Below are 17,855 nucleotides of genomic sequence, written 5' to 3'. Positions count from 1 at the left end.
TCTTTTTTTACAGCGCCCAGGCGGCTCTCAGTTTTTTTATGCCGTTTTGTATATCCGTTTCAGAAACTCCCGCGAACCCGAGGGAAACTGTTTTCGCAGGGAGCTGTTTTTGATAGGTATGAGACACGGGATAGATGACGACCCCTTGTTCATTTGCTTTTTCAATCAGCTCTTTTTCACTGAAAGGCAGCTGAACGTCCAGTAAAATCCGCAGCCCGGAATTTTCTCCGCGAATCCTTACGTATTGTCCCAGCTCGCGCCGCACGGCCTCTAATAATACCGCTCTTTTTTTCCGGTACAGCTTTCTCATTCTGTTGATATGTTTCTGCCACTCTCCGCTTTTGATAAATTGGGCCAGCGTCAGCTGACTGTGGCAGGAGACGGTCTGTTTATATAAAGAAGCGATTTCCCTGCCTTTTTCGATAAGCGGCAAAGGAAGAATCATATAGCTGATGCGCAGCGAGGGAAGCAGGGATTGAGAAAACGTCCCCATATAAATGACACGGTGATGCTGATCAAGCCCTTGCAATGAAGGGATCGGCCGGCCGGTGTATCTGAATTCACCGTCATAATCGTCTTCTATAATAAACGCCTGGTGTTCCGCCGCCCATTTCAGCAGCTGAATCCTTCTGTTTACCGGCATAATCGTCCCTAACGTAAATTGATGAGAAGGCGTGACATACACTAGACGCGGCCGCTCTTCCTGCAGCTTCCGAATACAGACCCCTTCCTCATCAACGGGTATCGGTGTGATATTCATATGATTGGCTTCAAAAATCTCCCTCGCTCTCGGGTAACCCGGATCTTCATACCCGATGGAAACATTCGATTCAAATACGTTGCACAGCATTTGCAGAAGAATAGGGTTTCCGGCGCCTACTATGACTTGTTCAGGAAGGCAATTCACGCCGCGCGATTGATATAAATACTCTGAAATGATCGTTCTCAGCTCAGCCTCGCCCAAATCATCCCCGGGCCGATACAGCTCATGCCCATATTGATCCAAGCTTGTGACCATGCTTTTGCGCCATGCCGAAAAAGGAAAATGCACGGCATCCACAGCGCCGTAATGGAAATCAATCCATTGCGGAACTTCCTCCGTCTTTCTTTGAACGGGTGAAGCGCCCGGCTTCTTCTTCACATAGACAGCTTCTGAATCATAATCGGCAAACCATCCGCTTCTCGGCTTACTGACAATATAGCCTTCGGCGGCAAGCTGATCATAGGCCCGTTCTACAGTTGTCTGACTGACAGAAAGCTGACTCGACAAAAGCCTTTTTGAAGGAAGCTTCAGTCCTTTAGGAATACGGCCCTGATGCATATTCTCCTTAAAATGCCGATAAAGCTGCTGATAAAGCGGAATATTCAGATCTCTATTTAAAAATGGCGTAATATCCATTCTGCCTCCCCCAAACTGGCATTCTTCTTTTTATAAAAACTGGCCATTTGTATAAGGCCAATTTCAGTTTATAGTCATTATAAACTTTGAAAATCGATTTAGAAACACAAACCGGATAAAGCAAATTTTATGTTGGAGTGATTGAAAATGAACAAAGCCGCAAACGGCTGGATCAACGGATTTATCGGCGTGCTTATTTTCAGCGGTTCGCTTCCTGCGACCCGCTTGGCTGTAGCGGACTTTGATCCGGTATTTCTCACTGTATGCCGCGCCGCGATAGCCGGTATATTGGCAGGCGCTCTGCTCCTCATCTTTAAGGAGAAACGCCCGGCCAAAAGCGACATCATCTCACTACTAACAGTAGCGGTCGGAGTCGTAATCGGTTTCCCGCTGCTTACAGCCTTAGCGCTTCAGTATGTCACTTCCGCACATGCCATTGTCTACATTGGGCTTCTCCCGCTTGCGACGGCGATCTTCGGCGTACTGCGCGGAGGCGAACGGCCCAGTCCGGTCTTTTGGATTTTCTCGGCTGCCGGCAGCATCCTCGTAGCCGGTTATGCTCTGCTTCAAGGAGGAGAATCCTCTCCTCTCGGTGATACGTACATGATCGCTTCGATTATCGTATGCGGTCTCGGTTATGCCGAAGGCGCCCGTCTCTCCCGGCGGCTGGGCAACTGGCAGGTGATCTCTTGGGCACTCGTTTTATCGCTTCCCCTTATGTTCATACTGTCTGTCTGCTTTATTCCGCACTCATGGTCAAACATCGGCGCGCCTGCACTGCTAAGTCTTGCATATGTGTCCTTATTCAGCATGCTGATCGGGTTCGTATTCTGGTATCGGGGACTCGCCCAAGGCGGTATCGCGGCGGTCGGACAGCTGCAGCTGCTGCAGCCTTTCTTCGGACTGTTACTGGCCGCTATGATTCTGCACGAAAAAGTAGGATGGGGACTTGCAGCGGTGAATGTCGGCGTTATCGCTTGCGTGGCAGCCGCCCGGCGGTTTGCAAATAAATCAGAAAAAGCCGAACAATGAACTTGTTCGGCCTTTTTATTATTTTCTGCCCCATAGGCACCAAGCGATTATTCAAGTAGCTTGAACTCCCTTAAACGCATTCATCACCAAATCATGCACATAGGAATCATTCACCTCATCACCTGTTATCAGCAGACGGTAGAAAATCGGTCCGTAAATGAGATCGATGCTTACTTCAATATCAAGATTCTCTCTTAATTCACCTTGCTGAATTCCCTTTTCCAGAAGGCCTTTCGCTTGGAGGCGGCGGGGCTGGAAAAATCTCGTGCGATATTCTTCCGCCAATTTTGCATCCAGCTGTCCCGCACCTATTAATTCCTTAATAACGGTTCCTTCCCGGCTTGTCAAAAACCTTGCTAAATTCGTGGCGTGGGTCAATATATCTTGCACTGTTGACCCTGTATCGGGCACAGGCAGTCTGTCCGTAGCGGTCGAAAGAAAGCTGTCCATGATAACGGCAGCCTTGTTTGACCACCATTTATAAATCGTCGCCTTACTCACTTTTGCACGCTCTGCAATTTTATCGACGGTCACCGCGTCAAAGCCTTTTTCCAATAATAGGTCATAGGCTGCAGAAAGAATCGCCTTATGTGTTCCTTCATCGCGCGGCCGCCCTCGTTTACTCTGCACATAAATCATTCCTTCCCCAAATATAAACGATACGTTCAGTATACGTAACATGATTAAAAAAATAAAACAGAAACCTATTTACAAAACTGAACGTTCAGTATATCATTTGCTTATAATTAAAACTAAACGTTTAGTTTATAAAATAACCTGAGGAAGTCTTAATGAAACGCGTAAAGGAGATGAATCAGCAAATCATTTATCAAGTATCATAAAAACCACTTAAAAAGGAGTTCATTTTTATGGCTAAAGAAAACAAACAAACAGCAGATCAGAGGATTTCATCTGGTTTAACCCTTCTTCTCGCGACTGCATGCGGTATCATTGTCGCTAATCTTTATTATGCGCAGCCCTTGGCAGGATCCATTAGTGCGGCAATTGGGCTTTCACCCAGCAGTGCTGGATTGATTGTCACACTAACCCAAATTGGATACGTTGCCGGATTACTGTTTCTCGTCCCTTTGGGAGATATTATCGAAAATAAAAAACTTGTCGTTGTATCGCTCCTTCTAAGCGTAGCCGCTTTGACACTGACAGCATTTGTGAAGCATGGAACACTGTTTTTAGCCGCTGCGTTTTTCATCGGATTGGGATCGATCGCAGCCCAAGTGCTTGTTCCGTTTGCATCATATCTTGCACCAGACGCTGCACGCGGCCGGGTTGTCGGCAATGTGATGAGCGGCCTGCTGCTCGGTATTATGCTGTCCCGTCCGATATCCAGTCTGGTCGCGGATATTTGGGGGTGGAATGCAATATTTGCTTTATCCGCCGCGTTAAGTGTTGTTTTGGCAATCGTGTTATCAAAAGTGCTTCCTGCCAGAAAACCAACAGCAAACACAAACTATAACGTCTTACTCGGTTCAATGTGGAAGCTGCTGCGCACGACTCCGGTCTTACGCCGCCGTGCCATTTATCATGCGTTTGTATTTGGAGCTTTCAGTTTGTTCTGGACGACTGTACCTTTATTATTGTCCGGTCCTGCTTTTCATTTTTCTCAGAAGGCAATAGCGCTATATGCATTAGCGGGCATTGCGGGTGCAGCCGCTGCACCGATAGGCGGCCGTCTGGCTGATCGCGGCTTGACCCGGCTTGCCACCGGAATCGCTCTCGGTGCTGTCATCGTTTCTTTATTACTGCCGCTCATGATTCAGAGCAGCTCCCCCGTCGGAATAGCAGTTCTAGTGGCGGCAGCTATTCTGTTAGATGTGGGTGTATCAGCCAATCTCGTACTCAGTCAACGTTCAATTTTTTCGTTGGGGCCTGAAGTCCGCAGTCGATTAAACGGATTATTTATGGCAATTTTCTTTCTGGGCGGCGCTATAGGATCATCAATCGGCGGATGGGCATACGCTTCAGGCGGGTGGAGTATCACATTATGGATCGGAATCACTTTTCCGGTCATCGCTTTGCTTTATTTCGCCACCGAGAAATAGTCTTTCGCCAAGAATAAGCCGTCAGGGACCAAGCTGACAGCTTATTTTTGGTGTATTCTTCATGAAAAATTTTGCTTCATGCGGTTCCTGTTTGAATCGTTATTCATCCCGAGAAAAGCTTGATAACCAGAAAAAACATACCGCATTCTGCCGGTATGTTTTTGTGTTTCGTTTCAGTTTTTTTCAGCAATCCGTTTGATGTTTTCTTCCATCAGACCGGAAATGAGCTGTTCATTTGTATGAGGAATCTGTTTGAGCTGTTGTACGACCAGCTCTTGTCTTGCGGCTGATTGATTTTGGCTCAGCTTTGCTTTCCCCTCTATTTTGCTGATTTTGATTTTAAAGCCTTTTACCCCTTTGTTCAAGCCTGCCAGCAATTTCGCATCGATATCCTCTAATTTATACGGGCTGTCGGGGCTTTCGTATTTCAATACGAGATCACTCATCGAATGCACGGTTTCTTCATTATCTAAAAGCTCCGCCTCTCCGTAAACATAAACCGCCACGTAATTCCATGTAGGAACATCCTGATTCGTCTCATACCATTTGGGCGAGATATAACAATGAGGCCCTTGAAAAACGGCTAACACGCTTTGGCCTTCAATCTCTTTCCATTGCGGGTTCGGCAGTGCAAAATGACCGTACAAGTAATGGTTATCCTTGCTCATCATCAATGGCAGGTGGGTTGCGTATGGCATGCCCCCTGCCGTTGAAAACAATGTTGCGAAACCATACTCTTTGATGACATTACTCGCATCAGCTTCACTAAGCTGAAATGGAGCGGGGATATACATAAACATTCTCCTCTCTGAACATGGATTTAATAAAGCGCTTTCCGCTATAATAAGGTATCGACTGACATTTAAAAAGGTACAGATTCAGATAAATATACATGTCAGAGGAGAACATCTGATGAAAAATATAATTTTCGCTTTCAGAAGCGACGCCCCGAAATATAAACAAATTTACGAGCAATTTAAGACATTGATTGAACAGGGAAATATCCAGACAAATGAGCGGCTGCCATCCATTCGGGAGCTGGCGGATTCCCTGCTGGTAAGCCGCAATACAACGCTGATGGCCTATGATCTCCTTTTAGCGGAGGGATACATTCGCGGCGAAACGCGCAAAGGATATTTTGCAAACGAAATAGAACCCTCTTTATTTCAAAAAGAAAATGATATTGTTCAAGCTGAGAAAACAGAATCGCCGGAGCCGTCGATCAAAAGCATTTCCCTCTGAAAACATGGAGAAAATTATACAATCACGTTTTGACATCAAAGAAAAGCTTCCTGTACGGTGACCCATTCGGCGAGTTGGGCCTGCGTGAACAAATTGCCGCTTATCTCTTGGAATCCCGCGGGGTGAAAACAGATGCGGATTCCATTATCATCGGCAGCAGCACACAGCAAATGCTGATTTATCTCAGCCGGATTCTGAAAGAAGATTTTTCCGGAATTATCGTTGAAAACCCGGGGTTTGACGGTGCCAGAGAGGCATTTCAATTTCATGGGCTGTCACTTGAAACGATGCCTGTCTATGAAAACGGAGCAGATTTTTCTCAATTACATGCAATGAAAGAAAAATTAATCTATGTGACCCCTTCCCATCACAGCCCTTACGGCGTAAGCATGTCCATTCAGCAGCGCCAGACACTGATCAATTGGGTGAATAAAAGAGAAGGATATATTCTTGAAGATGATTATGACAGTGAATACCGTTATACGCAGCAGCCGTTTCCCGCTCTTGCCTCCATTCAATCAGACCGCGTGATTTACTTAGGGAATTTCTCAAAATCCTTTCTTCCGGGCATCCGCATTAGCTATATGGTTTTGCCGCTTTTACACCGGTATAAAAAACGGTTTCTTTATTTTGAAAGCACCGCTTCTTCGCTTAACCAGCTGGCCATGGCTGAATTGATGAAGGCTGGTGAGTGGACCCGCCATATTAAACGCATGCGCACTGTCTACAAGCGCAAAATGCAGCATTTGATTTCACATATCAAGCAGCAGTTCGGCGATCATGTGACGATCATCGGCGAGCAGTCGGGGTTGTATATATTGGTGAGAGTTCACCTGAACTATTCAGAAGAAACATTAATCGAGCGCGCTTTTCAGTACGGGGTGAAGGTATACCCTACCGCCATCTATTTCGTTTCCGGAAAGCCTGAACCGCCGATCATAAAGTTAGGGTTCGCCCATCTTGATACTGATCAGATCGCGCAGGGCATTCAGCTTTTGAAACATGCCTGGCTGACATGAAATAAAAAAGGCGCCATTCGACGCCTTTTTTATTTCGTATTTCTTGTAAACTTCGGCAAGCCAAACATAATGGCGATAATGCCGCAGATTCCGATGAGAACGGGATAGAAAGAGTACGGCAGGATGCTGACGGGTGAAATATTCCCGAATTTCCCGGCCGATAACAGCTGCGCGCCGTAAGGAATGAGCCCTTGTACCATGCACGAAAAGATATCCAGAATACTTGCCGATTTTCTGTTGTCGATCTTAAATTCATCAGCGATATTCTTTGCAATCGGCCCGGCTGCGATAATCGAGATCGTATTATTGGCCGCAGCCAGATTCGTCACGCTGACCAGACCGGCAATGCCGGCTTCAGCGCCTTTTTTCGAACGGATTCGTTTCGTAATGAACTCCAGTAAAAAGTCGATCCCGCCGTTTTGTTTCATAACGCCGACCATTCCGCCGATCAGCATGGACAGGATGATAAGGTCGGACATTCCGGCAATTCCATCCGTAATCGCCTTAAAATAAGATGCAAACGTCAGGCTGCCGCCCGCTAATCCGATGATTCCCGTTAAAACCAATCCGCCGAATATGACAGCCATTACGTTAAAACCGATTAACGCAAAGACTAACACGGCGACATAAGGAAGCACTTTGATCCAGCTGTAAGATTCAGCGCCCGCATGGCCTGCGTGGCCTGCCGGAATAAAAAATAGGATAATAACAGTGACAATGGCAGCGGGCAAAACAATCAGAAAGTTCGTTTTAAATTTATCTCTCATTTGTGTTTTTTGCGTCCGGACTGACGCAATGGTCGTATCGGAAATAAAGGATAGATTATCTCCAAACATAGCTCCGCCGACGACGGCCGCCATCGTAATCGCGCCTGGGATGCCTAGCTCTCCGCTCAAACCGGCGCTGATCGGGGCAACCGCCGCAATCGTTCCCATTGATGTTCCCATCGATATAGAAATGAAACAAGAAATGATGAACAGCCCCGGCAGCAAAAACTGCTGCGGAATAATGCTCAAAGCAAGATTGACAGTTGAATGCACCGCACCCATCGCTTCAGCCGCTGAAGCAAAGGCACCTGCCAATATAAAAATCATCACCATAATGATAATATCAGGATGTCCCGCACCGGAAGCAAACCATTCTATTTTTTGATTGAGCGATTTCTTGCGGTTAAATAACAGCGCAAAAGCTGATGCAATGATCGCGGCAATCAAGATCGGCAATTTATAAAAATCTCCGGTCACCAGACCAGAGCCGACAAAAAGCCCTACGAATAAAACTAATGGCAATAAAGCCCAAGGGTTCTTATTATTGTTCATCTGGGTAAACCACCTCTTTTCAGCATTAAAGTCGCTAATCACAGTCTAAGCAACATTTCACACTTTAAAAGTCTGCAGTGAAAAAGTCAAGCTGAAAAAAGGATAAATAAAGATTAAATTAGATTCATTTCTCTCTATTGTGGGTTTTTTATATTTTCCCAAAAAGATGCGGATAAAGTCAGCAGAAAATAAAAAAACCAAGGCTTGTTCCCTTGGTACATTTCTTGCGGCCGGCGCTCAGGTCATCTTCTTCACTCAGAAATACATTCAGCTTTCAAGCTGCCATTTAGTTTCGCTTCATTTTCAAGTATGTCTTCGTAGTCTTCAATCTTCTTGTTTAACCTATTTATGGTTTCACCAATTTCTCTCTGTTTCTCCTTCAGCCTTTTTCTTTCATTTATAAGAATGTTTTTTCGGGGTTCAATCGTATGATCGGCTCCTTCAGTAAATAAAGCGGTATATTCAATCAGCGCCTCAATCGACAGGCCGGCACTTCTCATGCATTTTATAAATTGAATCCAATTCACATCATTTTCATCATAATCGCGGATGCCGCTTCCATTGCGCTTTACCGGAGGGATCAGTCCTATGCTTTCATAATACCTAAGCGTCGCGGTTGATAACTCAACCTGCTTTGCAGCTTGTGCAATCTTCATGTTCTTACCACCCATCCTTCATCTATCATACCTTTCATAAGCGTGCCATTATAGAATATCATTTCATAAAAAAATAAACCAAATGCCTTGACTTAAAGTCCGCTTTAACATTTAAAGTAAAATTGAAAAGAGGATTCACCACTTTATTTCGGAAAGGAAGATAACCATGTGCAATAATCATCCAACTCGTGTGTTAAGCGCTCCGCATGCAAAAGCTGCATTTGAACGGACGACGATTGAGAGAAGAGCATTACGGCCGCACGATATCCTGATTGACATTAAGTACAGCGGCATTTGTCATTCAGACATCCACAGTGCATTCGATGAATGGGGCGGCGGAATTTCTCCGATGGTTCCCGGGCATGAAATTGCCGGTGTTGTAGAAGCCGTGGGCGAAAAAGTCACCAAATTTGCCGTCGGCGACCGCGTGGGTGTCGGCTGTTTTGTAGACTCCTGCGGAGAGTGTGAATACTGCCTCAACGGTGACGAACAATATTGCACAAAAGGTGTTGTTCAGACTTATAATAACCTGGACTACGAAGGAAATCCTACGTACGGCGGCTACAGCCAGAAAATAGTTGTCACTGAAAGATTCGTTGTCCGGATTCCGGATCAGCTGGAATTGGATGCTGCCAGCCCGCTGCTGTGCGCCGGTATTACCACATATTCCCCGCTGAAACACTGGAATGCCGGTCCCGGCAAAAAAGTGGCGATTGTCGGAATGGGCGGCCTCGGACACTTAGCCGTTCAATTCGCGCACGCTTTAGGCGCAGAGGTCACCGTCCTCAGCCGCTCAATGAATAAAAAGGACGAAGCTCTTGAATTTGGAGCCGATCATTACTTTGCGACAGGCAATCCGGATACATTCACTGAGCTGGCCGGACGTTTTGATCTCATTTTAAATACGGTGTCCGCGAACCTTGACGTAGATGCCTACTTATCCCTGCTTCGCATTGACGGTACATTAGTAAATGTAGGAGCGCCTGCTAATCCGGACTCATACAGTGTATTCTCCTTAATCACGGGCCGCCGCAGCATTGCGGGTTCACTTGTCGGCGGTATTCCGCAGACTCAGGAGATGCTTGATTTCGCCGCTGAGCACGGCATTGCTCCTAAAATTGAAGTGATTCCGGCCAATCAAGTCGACGAAGCGTACGAACGGGTTCTCCAAAGCGATGTCCGCTACCGTTTCGTTATTGATATTTCGACTTTATAATCCGCATAAAAACATACCAATATCTATTGGTATGTTTTTTTCAGTTCAGACGGAATCCGCCCGACAAGGAACACGGCTTATTTCAGCAGCCAGTCGGGCACCGCTTTTATATAAACCAATTCGCCTATCAGCTCAACAATCGTCTGTGTGACGATAACAGCAGCGGCCAGTGAGGCCCAGGCATCCGGCAAGGCCAGCGCCAACGGAAGAACTGCGAGAGAATTTCTTGTGCCCGTGCTGAAGATCAGTGCTCTTCCTTCACCTGTATCCAAACGAAATGCATATGCGATAAACCGAGAAACAAACGGCATAATGAGCAAGAATAACAGATAGATGGGAATCACACGTACAATGATGTCAAAATCACTGTAAACTTTGCCGATTTGTGTGGCGACGACCGCCAGTAAGACTAGAGCCATAAAAGGAACAGGCATCCACGCTGTCCATTCTAACACCTTTTCTCCCGCCGGCTTTTTATCAGCCCATAATTGAGTCATGACTGCCGCCAGCAGCGGCGCAGCTATTAAAAATAAGAATGCTTCCAGAAACGGCCCCGCATGAACAGCTCCTACGACCTCTTTTCCGATAAACAGCCACAGGTATAACGGCAGCAAGACCATCTGAACGACAAACAAAACCGGTGTAGAAGCCAGTATTAATTTCTCATTTCCTTTGCCGAGCTGAGTAAAGACGATGACGTAATCGATACAAGGTGTAAGCAATACCAAACAAACTCCTAATAATATGAGGAAAAATGGCGGTCAAAACCCACACAACGACAGGTACAGCTAAGAAATTACCGATCAGTAATGCCGCCATAAACTTGAGGTTTGAAATGGCTTCCCTCAGTTTTAAGAAAGGAATTTGGGCAAACATGGCATACATGAGAACAGCAATAAGCGGTGATATCGTCCAGCCCCAGGTGAGTCCTGAATCTTTCCCGGCGATCCCCGCTATTCCTCCGATCACAAGAGACACACCATATATCCAAATTTGCTGATTTTCTAATTTTTCTCTGGTTATTTTCATTGGCTGGCAACCCTCCCCTGCCCATTATACCTTCTTTTGTTTATAAGAATCGGGTTGGCGCCGCCGGAATAAAAAAACACCAAGTGTCTGTAACACTTGGTGTTTTTGGGACCGCCTACGAAAGCTTAGTTTCAGTATCATTTCTAACTTTCCTTGTGTTCTTTGTCCTGCCAGCGAATAAGGTGACCGCAACACTGGCTGAACTGACCAAAGTTCCCGCAACGGCAACAAGAAGTGTCAAATAGCCATTGGGAATAAGAAATCCAATTGGGATGAGCCCTGCGAAAGTGAGAACGATAAAACATTGATAGACTCCGGATATGATTCTCACAATCAAGCTGCCAAAAAAGGACATGACTAACGGAGGGAGGAATAAACATAAAATGATTCCGAGTGATACCAATAAAATTATAGGCTCGTCAAATGAAATGACATGTTCGCCGGGAGACTCTTCAGCAGCCGCGAGTACAGCAAATATAGACATCATCAGCGTAAGAAAAACAAGAAAAAACACCTTTTCAACAACGTTATGACTCCTTTTTTTTATCAAAATGGATATCCTGATTCTTCACTAAAATAACCATTTTATGTTATCAAATGAAATAATATGAAGTCAATGTGTCATTTCCTGCCCTAAAGCTATATCACCGCCGGAACTAATACTAACGATAAAACCCCTCCGCTATATCGTATCCGTCACTTTCCCGCGTTCTCTTCTGTCACTCCATTCCTCTTATCACAATCCCCGTATCGATGCTTCCCACGTTAGAAACATGACTCTCATCTTTATTAGCTATTATTTTTTTGATAGTTACCATATAATTGCCCGCAAGCGGCATCTATATCAATGCCAAATTGACTTCTGATGGTAACGTTAATTCCTGCTGACTTTAATGTTTTATAGAAGTTTACAACTTGATTTTCATTTACTTCTTTAAATCTCATAGGTGAGCTAACAGTTGGGTTGTATCTAATGATGTTTACATGGAACAAGTTCCCTCTCTTATATCTGCCTCTTAAAAGCTTTACTACTTCATTCGCATGGTCAATAGAATCATTAACTCCCGGCAGCATAATATAAGCAATATAAACTTTTCTTGAGGTCACACGTATATGCTCATCTAATGTGTCCATTACTTCCATTAACGGGTAGCGTTCATTAATTGGCATTAACTTGCTTCTCTGTTCGTTAAAAGGAGAATGTAATGAAAACGTCAGATTGACCTGCGGATAGTTTTGAGTCATTTTTTTAATGCCCGGAATAATCCCTATGGTCGAAATAGATAACCTGCGAGGACTTAAAGCAAACAACTCCGGATTTGTAAGTACATGTAAAGCATCAAAAACTTGTCTATTGGCTAATGCTTCTCCCATTCCCATAAAAGAGATACTATCAATTGAATGCCCTTTTAAGTGAAAGTACAAAATTTGGTCAGTAATTTCGTCTGACGTTAAGTTGTGTTTTAAACCAATATCTCCTGTTGCACAAAATGTACAGCCAAAATGACAACCGCACTGCGAGGATATACAAAATGACTCCCAGCCAGCTTTATATTTCATATTTACCGTTTCTATTTTTTCGTCTCCTGAAATTTCAAATAAGACTTTTGTAACTTGCTCAGAATGCTGTTCTTTTAAAGCAGCAATATTTAAAACCGACTCTCCAAACTCCTTAACTAACATTTTTCTCAACGATTTAGGAAGAACCGTTATTTCATTGAAATGATTTATTCTCCCATGGAATATAGCATTTGTGATTTGTTTCATTCTAAAATCAGGAAATTCATTCTGTTTCAAGAACTCTTGAATTCTTATATACTTGTTTTTTTGTCGCATGTTTTCTCATCCTTCCATAAAACTCTCGTTTGTTTGAGTAAATAGAAGGGAGTCATCATCTAACCTTTTTTAAAATTAGGCACAAAAAAACACCGACACAATTATCGGTGCTGCGCTTAAATAAAATCATGCACAAATAAACAAGGACATCATGTCATTGAATTAACGTTTATTTGCCAAAGAGAAAAAGCGCCGATAACTGTTTTTTTATGGTTATTTGGCTTAAAAAAGGACAGACTGCTCCCTTTGTCGGCCAAGATATTTCCAATTTTTGCATCTGAACCATACAAAATTCTAAAAACGGTTATCATTGCTTTCACCTCTTTATTGTCAATATTAGTAATAATCACCATATCATAAGGGTTCCCCTATGTAAAGTTTAAAACATAACAATGCTTGACTATAACTGCCTGCTTGAATACCAATCTTCTTATAGTAATGTTTTATATTTATGTCACTTCATCGATCAGTTCGTTTAATTGCTCCAGATTGACCGGTTTATTATCTAATAAGCTAAGGGGCAGGGATTGCAGCATTTAGATTCTGCATGGCTTGCAGGGTATTACATCGACTGACATTTAAAAAGATACAGTTTCAGATAAGATACCGTATGAAATGCCCTTATAGCATGGTAACGTTTTTTATTAACCCTGCAAAACCGTGCACGGAATGTCGGGCAGATACACGCCGCTCCTGTTATTCTTTTGTTAAAGGAGGTCAATAAAATGGATTCGATTAAAAGTATGAACAGTGCGCTAACGTATATTGAAGAAAACCTTACGAACGATATTGATTTTAAAGAAGCAGCAAAGCTTGCTTTCTGCTCTGAATATCATTTTAAAAGGATGTTTTCTTTCCTTACGGGTATTTCATTATCGGAATACATTCGCCGCAGACGTCTTACTCTTGCAGCTTTTGAACTTAAAGACCGCAGCGCAAAGGTTATTGACATTGCAATAAAGTACGGTTATCACTCACCAGATTCTTTCGCTCGAGCATTTCAACATTTGCATGGCATAAGACCATCTGAAGCTAAACATAATGGCCATTCACTTAAAGCTTATCCACGAATGACCTTCCAGTTATCAATCAAAGGAGGAAATGAAATGAACTATCGTATCGAAGAAAAAGAGGCATTTCGCATCGTTGGCATTAAGAAAAGAGTTCCTATTATTTTCAAAGGGGTGAATCCGGATATTGCATCCATGTGGGAAAGTTTAGATGAAGAAACAATAAATGAACTTAAAGAGCTTTCTAATACAACACCTTTGGGACTCATTAGTGCATCCACAAACTTTTCTGAAGGCCGTACAGAGGAGAAAGGGGAGCTTGATCACTATATTGGCGCAGCAACGACGAAACATTGCCCAAATCACCTATCGCAGCTTAAAGTTCCTGCCTTAACGTGGGCTGTATTCGAAGCAATCGGATCATTCCCGGATGCGCTGCAAGAAGTGTGGGGACGGATTTATTCCGAATGGTTTCCATCGTCAAATTATGAACAAGTAGAAGGCCCGGAAATACTGTGGAACGAGCATAAGGATATAACATCGCCATCTTTCAAAAGCGAAATTTGGGTGCCGATTTCAAAAAAGGAATGTTATACAAAGAAGTAAAAGGTATTGAAGATTCTTTTAAGGAAGGATTATGCCCCCTTCCTTTTTATGCACCATTTTGCAGCCCTGTCTGCATTTTTCGTCTTTCCTCAATACGCACACAATAGTGCCCGTTTAAAATTCAGCAGCAATTAAAATTTACAGTACCAAAAAATCGCGATCTCATTTGCCGTTGAAAAGTTGGAATAAAGCATAGTATCAACTGCGCCTATTACAAAGCCGTGTTTGGCATAAAAATGACAAGCTGACACATTAATATCCTGTGTTTCAAGCATAAGACCGCAACAATCATTCTCCTTTGCCCACTCCATCGCTCTATTTAATAATGCTGTTCCAACACCATTTTTTCTATAGTCTTTTGCAACAGCAATATCCTCTATCAGCGCATACCCATTCCAATGGGCACGAATCTTAATCCGGCCGATGCAGTTGTTGTCAGCATAATACAAAAAAACAGCTTTCCCCTCTTCTTCAGCATAACTGACATCGATATCCTCATCTTCATATTTCTTAACATAAGGTTTAGAAAACCGTTCCTCAGTATATGACCACACATTGTTTTCAAGTGCGGGTATAATTCTCCCGAAAACAACCAGAGGTTCATTTGGTTTATTGAAGTCTTTCATATGACATTGAGTCATTTTAATAATCATATGAATCTCCCTTCTAACGAGATTATATTTTGACGGTTCCATTATATGTTATTCCGCAAATAAATCAATAACGTTTGCCAAATGAATGAAAAAGCTATTCTTTGCTGAAAAGCCTAATCAAGAAGGCCATATTGGACTCGTGCCGGGGTATACCGGAGAATTTAAGGCCGATAAAACCGATACATTGCCCGCAGCGATCCAAGGCTGTTCAAAGAAAATAAATCCAACAAAAAATAAGCCGATTCATATTAAATCGGCCTTATTTACCATACTCTTAGGCAGCCAGAAAGGCGGAATCCCATTTTGTCAAACCTCTGCAGTATACTTTATGCTAACCTTCCGCAGCCTCTGCATCTGCCTTAGTCGCATGAACCGTGCCAAATGGATGGTTGGGAGGCGCATAAATTGAATATAGTTTTAACGGCGTATTACCCGTATTAATAACATTGTGCCAAGTGCCTGCAGGTACAACAATGGCAAAGTCATCATAGACATTTCTTTGGAAAGTTAAATTTTCCTTACTCCTGCCCATTTTAACGATTCCCCGGCCTTGCTCAATCCGTAAGAATTGATCTACGTGGGGGTGGATTTCCAAACCGATATCTTCTCCAATGCCGATACTCATCAAAGTAATTTGAAAATGTTTTCCGGTCCATAAGGCAGTACGGAACGTATGATTTTGTTTTGCGGCTTTATTGATATTCACGACAAATGGTTTTGGTCCATAATCTTTCAAGAGAAGGTTTCTATCTTCGTATGAAGGATCATAGTTATTTGGAACAGTCCAATAAACAGATCTTCCATCGCTATACATCGGTACATTCACACAATAATAACATTGATGTGAAAAAGGTATATAATACATTTTTCATCCCCGCAATTTTAAATTTTTATGATGTTATCCTATGCTTTTACAGTGAGAATGTGCCACGCTAAGGAATTTTCCCCTTATCATGATTACGACTGAGAAAACTTGAACTTCCGCAGGTCACTCATCCATTGTCCCTCAATGATACTGTTCTCTGCTCCACAAACTTACTATATTTTGATACGTAATGAGAAGAGGTGACAAAAATTCGAAGCAATTGATAAACCCGTCAGCTTTGCATTAAAAGTTAAAGCTTTAAAAATCGCTTTTACATATGAGTAAGCATCGCAATTGCTTGGACTGATGTTATATTTTTTTCGGAATCGGGCATCCTTACTCTATACAATAAACTAGTTCCTATTAAAAACTTACAAGTTTCTGAAAATGCTAAACTTACTAAAAAAATAATGATACTTTGCAGATCAAGGTAACGGTGTTAGATAAAAATCCGGAGGCTTTTATGTCACATTTAATAACTTTATTTGAACAACATAGTTATCTGATTTTATTTTCCGGTATTATTTTAGAGCTCTTAGCTATTCCAATTTCAGCCGAGATGATCATGAGCTATGCAGGGTATTTTGTTTATCAAGGAAAAATGGATTATGCTTTAGCACTTCTAACTGCCTTTATTTCCGCGGGCACGGGGATAACAATCACATATTGGGTTGGCAGAACCGGAGGATATAGATTAATCGAGCGGTATGGAAAGTATGTTCATTTAGGGCCCGAAAGGTATAACAAAACAGCGGCTTGGTTTGAGCGGTCAGGAAGTAAATTACTTGTGTTCGCTTATTTCATTCCCGGGGTCAGGCATTTTGCCGGTTATGTATCAGGAAGTTCCAGAATGTCATTCCAGACATTTATTATCCCTGCTTACATTGGGGCCATTTTGTGGGGAAGCTGTTTTATTACTTTAGGGAAATTATTGGGGCCTAAATGGGAAACCTTACATCAGGCAGCAAGCAAATATTTAATCATTTTTCTTCTTGTTCTGGCTGTTTTGTTAGCGGGATATCTTCTTTTTAGATTTTATAAAATCCAGATTAAAAACTTTTTTATCCAATGGCTGACGAGATTAACAAATCGATTCAGAACGATAAGAGCCACTGAAATATTCCTTACTTGCCTCACGTCAGTTTTAATTGGATTTGTGATCCTGATGTTTGGCTTAGCTCAGGATTATCTTGCAAATGACGTTGCCCAGTTTAATCAAATTGCGGAATATGTCGTTTATACTGCCTTTTATATGGACTGGATGAAAGAATTATTCATTTTTCAACAACCCGCTGGCATCGCCGGCCTCATCGTTTTAACCCTATTAGTCATTTGGTTGAAGAATCAGAATAGGCTGCTGGAGTATCTATTATTATCGGTTTCCATACTCGGAGGAGCCCCTTTTCGTGAATTTATTATGGAGGCCTTCTCTATCCTTCGAACGATTGGTTTTAAGGGGAAATTTCATTCTGCCGATTTTCCGGATCTGAATGCAGCTATGATGATTATCATTTATGGAACTTGCATATTTTTGCTTGTTCGTCATTCAAACACACATTATGTGACCATTGCGGCTCCTTTATTTGGATTATTGTTATTAATAGGTCTCGCGATTGTAAATATTAAATGGACAAGCGTTCTTCCAAGCGACATAGTGGGCGGATATGTATACGGCGGGGTTTGGATGTTTTTTAACTTCCTGTTATTTGAGCTGTTTCGACTTGTGCTTGAAAGGATTAAATGAGAAAGGCTGGGCGGGGAGTGAAAGCAAACATTTTATATGAACCATATGTAAAGAGTAGAAAAGCTCCTTTAACAAGGAGCTTTTCTATGTGCGTGAGCTAAACAATTCTCTGTAAATTTACTTACCAAGCGTATACATCCCGGAAAGCTTTCATTCAGCTCCAAGAGTT

15 protein-coding genes and 2 pseudogenes are annotated in these 17,855 nt (G+C 42.9%); 6 read left to right on the top strand and 11 right to left on the bottom strand.

The features are described from left to right. Positions 1-7: 7 nt before the first annotated feature. On the bottom strand, positions 8-1,399 hold the full coding sequence (gene pdxR, locus ACW5MY_RS02710) for a MocR-like pyridoxine biosynthesis transcription factor PdxR (RefSeq protein WP_013351137.1): 1,392 nt from the start codon (positions 1,397-1,399) through the stop codon (positions 8-10). Between the two features lie 147 nt (positions 1,400-1,546). On the opposite strand from pdxR (ACW5MY_RS02710), the gene ACW5MY_RS02705 reads away from it, so the two are divergent. Continuing rightward, positions 1,547-2,431, top strand: a complete 885-nt coding sequence (locus ACW5MY_RS02705; protein WP_013351136.1) for a DMT family transporter — start codon at positions 1,547-1,549, stop codon at positions 2,429-2,431. Positions 2,432-2,482: 51 nt separating this feature from the next. Here ACW5MY_RS02705 and ACW5MY_RS02700 read toward each other — a convergent pair whose 3' ends face one another. Beyond that, positions 2,483-3,061, bottom strand: coding sequence for a TetR/AcrR family transcriptional regulator (locus tag ACW5MY_RS02700; protein ID WP_088030671.1), 579 nt, complete (start codon positions 3,059-3,061; stop codon positions 2,483-2,485). A 239-nt stretch (positions 3,062-3,300) separates the two neighbouring features. Between ACW5MY_RS02700 and ACW5MY_RS02695 the strand changes: the two genes are divergently transcribed. Beyond that, positions 3,301-4,491, top strand: a complete 1,191-nt coding sequence (locus ACW5MY_RS02695) for an MFS transporter (RefSeq protein ID WP_289394168.1) — start codon at positions 3,301-3,303, stop codon at positions 4,489-4,491. A gap of 173 nt (positions 4,492-4,664) precedes the next feature. Here ACW5MY_RS02695 and ACW5MY_RS02690 read toward each other — a convergent pair whose 3' ends face one another. Next, on the bottom strand, positions 4,665-5,285 hold the full coding sequence (locus ACW5MY_RS02690; RefSeq protein ID WP_013351133.1) for an FMN-binding negative transcriptional regulator: 621 nt from the start codon (positions 5,283-5,285) through the stop codon (positions 4,665-4,667). A 118-nt stretch (positions 5,286-5,403) separates the two neighbouring features. On the opposite strand from ACW5MY_RS02690, the pseudogene pdxR (ACW5MY_RS02685) reads away from it, so the two are divergent. Next, positions 5,404-6,752 (top strand): annotated as a pseudogene (pdxR, locus tag ACW5MY_RS02685) (MocR-like pyridoxine biosynthesis transcription factor PdxR). Between the two features lie 29 nt (positions 6,753-6,781). On the opposite strand, the gene ACW5MY_RS02680 reads toward pdxR (ACW5MY_RS02685), so the two are convergent. Both ACW5MY_RS02680 and ACW5MY_RS02675 read right to left on the bottom strand, forming a co-directional pair. Beyond that, entirely contained in the window at positions 6,782-8,071 is a 1,290-nt protein-coding gene (locus ACW5MY_RS02680; protein WP_013351131.1) for a Na+/H+ antiporter NhaC family protein, read from the bottom strand. A gap of 251 nt (positions 8,072-8,322) precedes the next feature. Then, on the bottom strand, positions 8,323-8,727 hold the full coding sequence (locus tag ACW5MY_RS02675) for a MerR family transcriptional regulator (RefSeq protein ID WP_289394167.1): 405 nt from the start codon (positions 8,725-8,727) through the stop codon (positions 8,323-8,325). 166 nt (positions 8,728-8,893) lie between these two features. On the opposite strand from ACW5MY_RS02675, the gene ACW5MY_RS02670 reads away from it, so the two are divergent. Further along, entirely contained in the window at positions 8,894-9,943 is a 1,050-nt protein-coding gene (locus tag ACW5MY_RS02670) for an NAD(P)-dependent alcohol dehydrogenase (RefSeq protein ID WP_289394166.1), read from the top strand. Positions 9,944-10,020: 77 nt separating this feature from the next. On the opposite strand, the pseudogene ACW5MY_RS02665 reads toward ACW5MY_RS02670, so the two are convergent. The 4 genes and pseudogenes from ACW5MY_RS02665 to ACW5MY_RS02650 form a co-directional block, all read right to left on the bottom strand. Beyond that, a pseudogene (locus ACW5MY_RS02665) lies at positions 10,021-10,972 on the bottom strand (arsenic resistance protein). Positions 10,973-11,087: 115 nt separating this feature from the next. Continuing rightward, positions 11,088-11,459, bottom strand: coding sequence for a hypothetical protein (locus ACW5MY_RS02660; RefSeq protein WP_254610447.1), 372 nt, complete (start codon positions 11,457-11,459; stop codon positions 11,088-11,090). Positions 11,460-11,761: 302 nt separating this feature from the next. Further along, positions 11,762-12,808: a Cfr family 23S rRNA (adenine(2503)-C(8))-methyltransferase gene (locus ACW5MY_RS02655; RefSeq protein WP_013351126.1), complete on the bottom strand. Its 1,047-nt coding sequence runs from the start codon at positions 12,806-12,808 to the stop codon at positions 11,762-11,764. Between the two features lie 149 nt (positions 12,809-12,957). After that, complete coding sequence (locus tag ACW5MY_RS02650) at positions 12,958-13,161, bottom strand: hypothetical protein (protein WP_014469812.1); 204 nt, start codon at positions 13,159-13,161, stop codon at positions 12,958-12,960. Positions 13,162-13,533: 372 nt separating this feature from the next. On the opposite strand from ACW5MY_RS02650, the gene ACW5MY_RS02645 reads away from it, so the two are divergent. Continuing rightward, positions 13,534-14,424, top strand: a complete 891-nt coding sequence (locus tag ACW5MY_RS02645) for an AraC family transcriptional regulator (protein ID WP_013351124.1) — start codon at positions 13,534-13,536, stop codon at positions 14,422-14,424. Between the two features lie 131 nt (positions 14,425-14,555). Here ACW5MY_RS02645 and satA read toward each other — a convergent pair whose 3' ends face one another. Both satA and ACW5MY_RS02635 read right to left on the bottom strand, forming a co-directional pair. Next, positions 14,556-15,077, bottom strand: coding sequence for a streptothricin N-acetyltransferase SatA (gene satA, locus ACW5MY_RS02640; RefSeq protein WP_013351123.1), 522 nt, complete (start codon positions 15,075-15,077; stop codon positions 14,556-14,558). A gap of 331 nt (positions 15,078-15,408) precedes the next feature. After that, the gene (locus ACW5MY_RS02635; RefSeq protein WP_013351122.1) at positions 15,409-15,942 is read right to left on the bottom strand and encodes a cupin domain-containing protein; all 534 of its coding nucleotides are present in this window, start codon (positions 15,940-15,942) and stop codon (positions 15,409-15,411) included. A 463-nt stretch (positions 15,943-16,405) separates the two neighbouring features. Here ACW5MY_RS02635 and ACW5MY_RS02630 point away from each other — a divergent pair, with 463 nt between their 5' ends. Further along, complete coding sequence (locus ACW5MY_RS02630; RefSeq protein ID WP_013351121.1) at positions 16,406-17,686, top strand: DedA family protein; 1,281 nt, start codon at positions 16,406-16,408, stop codon at positions 17,684-17,686. Positions 17,687-17,855 lie beyond the last annotated feature (169 nt).

The organism is Bacillus sp. Bwzl_19 (assembly GCF_054900515.1).
Note: the sequence above shows the minus strand (reverse complement) of the source record. Positions and strands in the feature narration are given on the sequence as shown.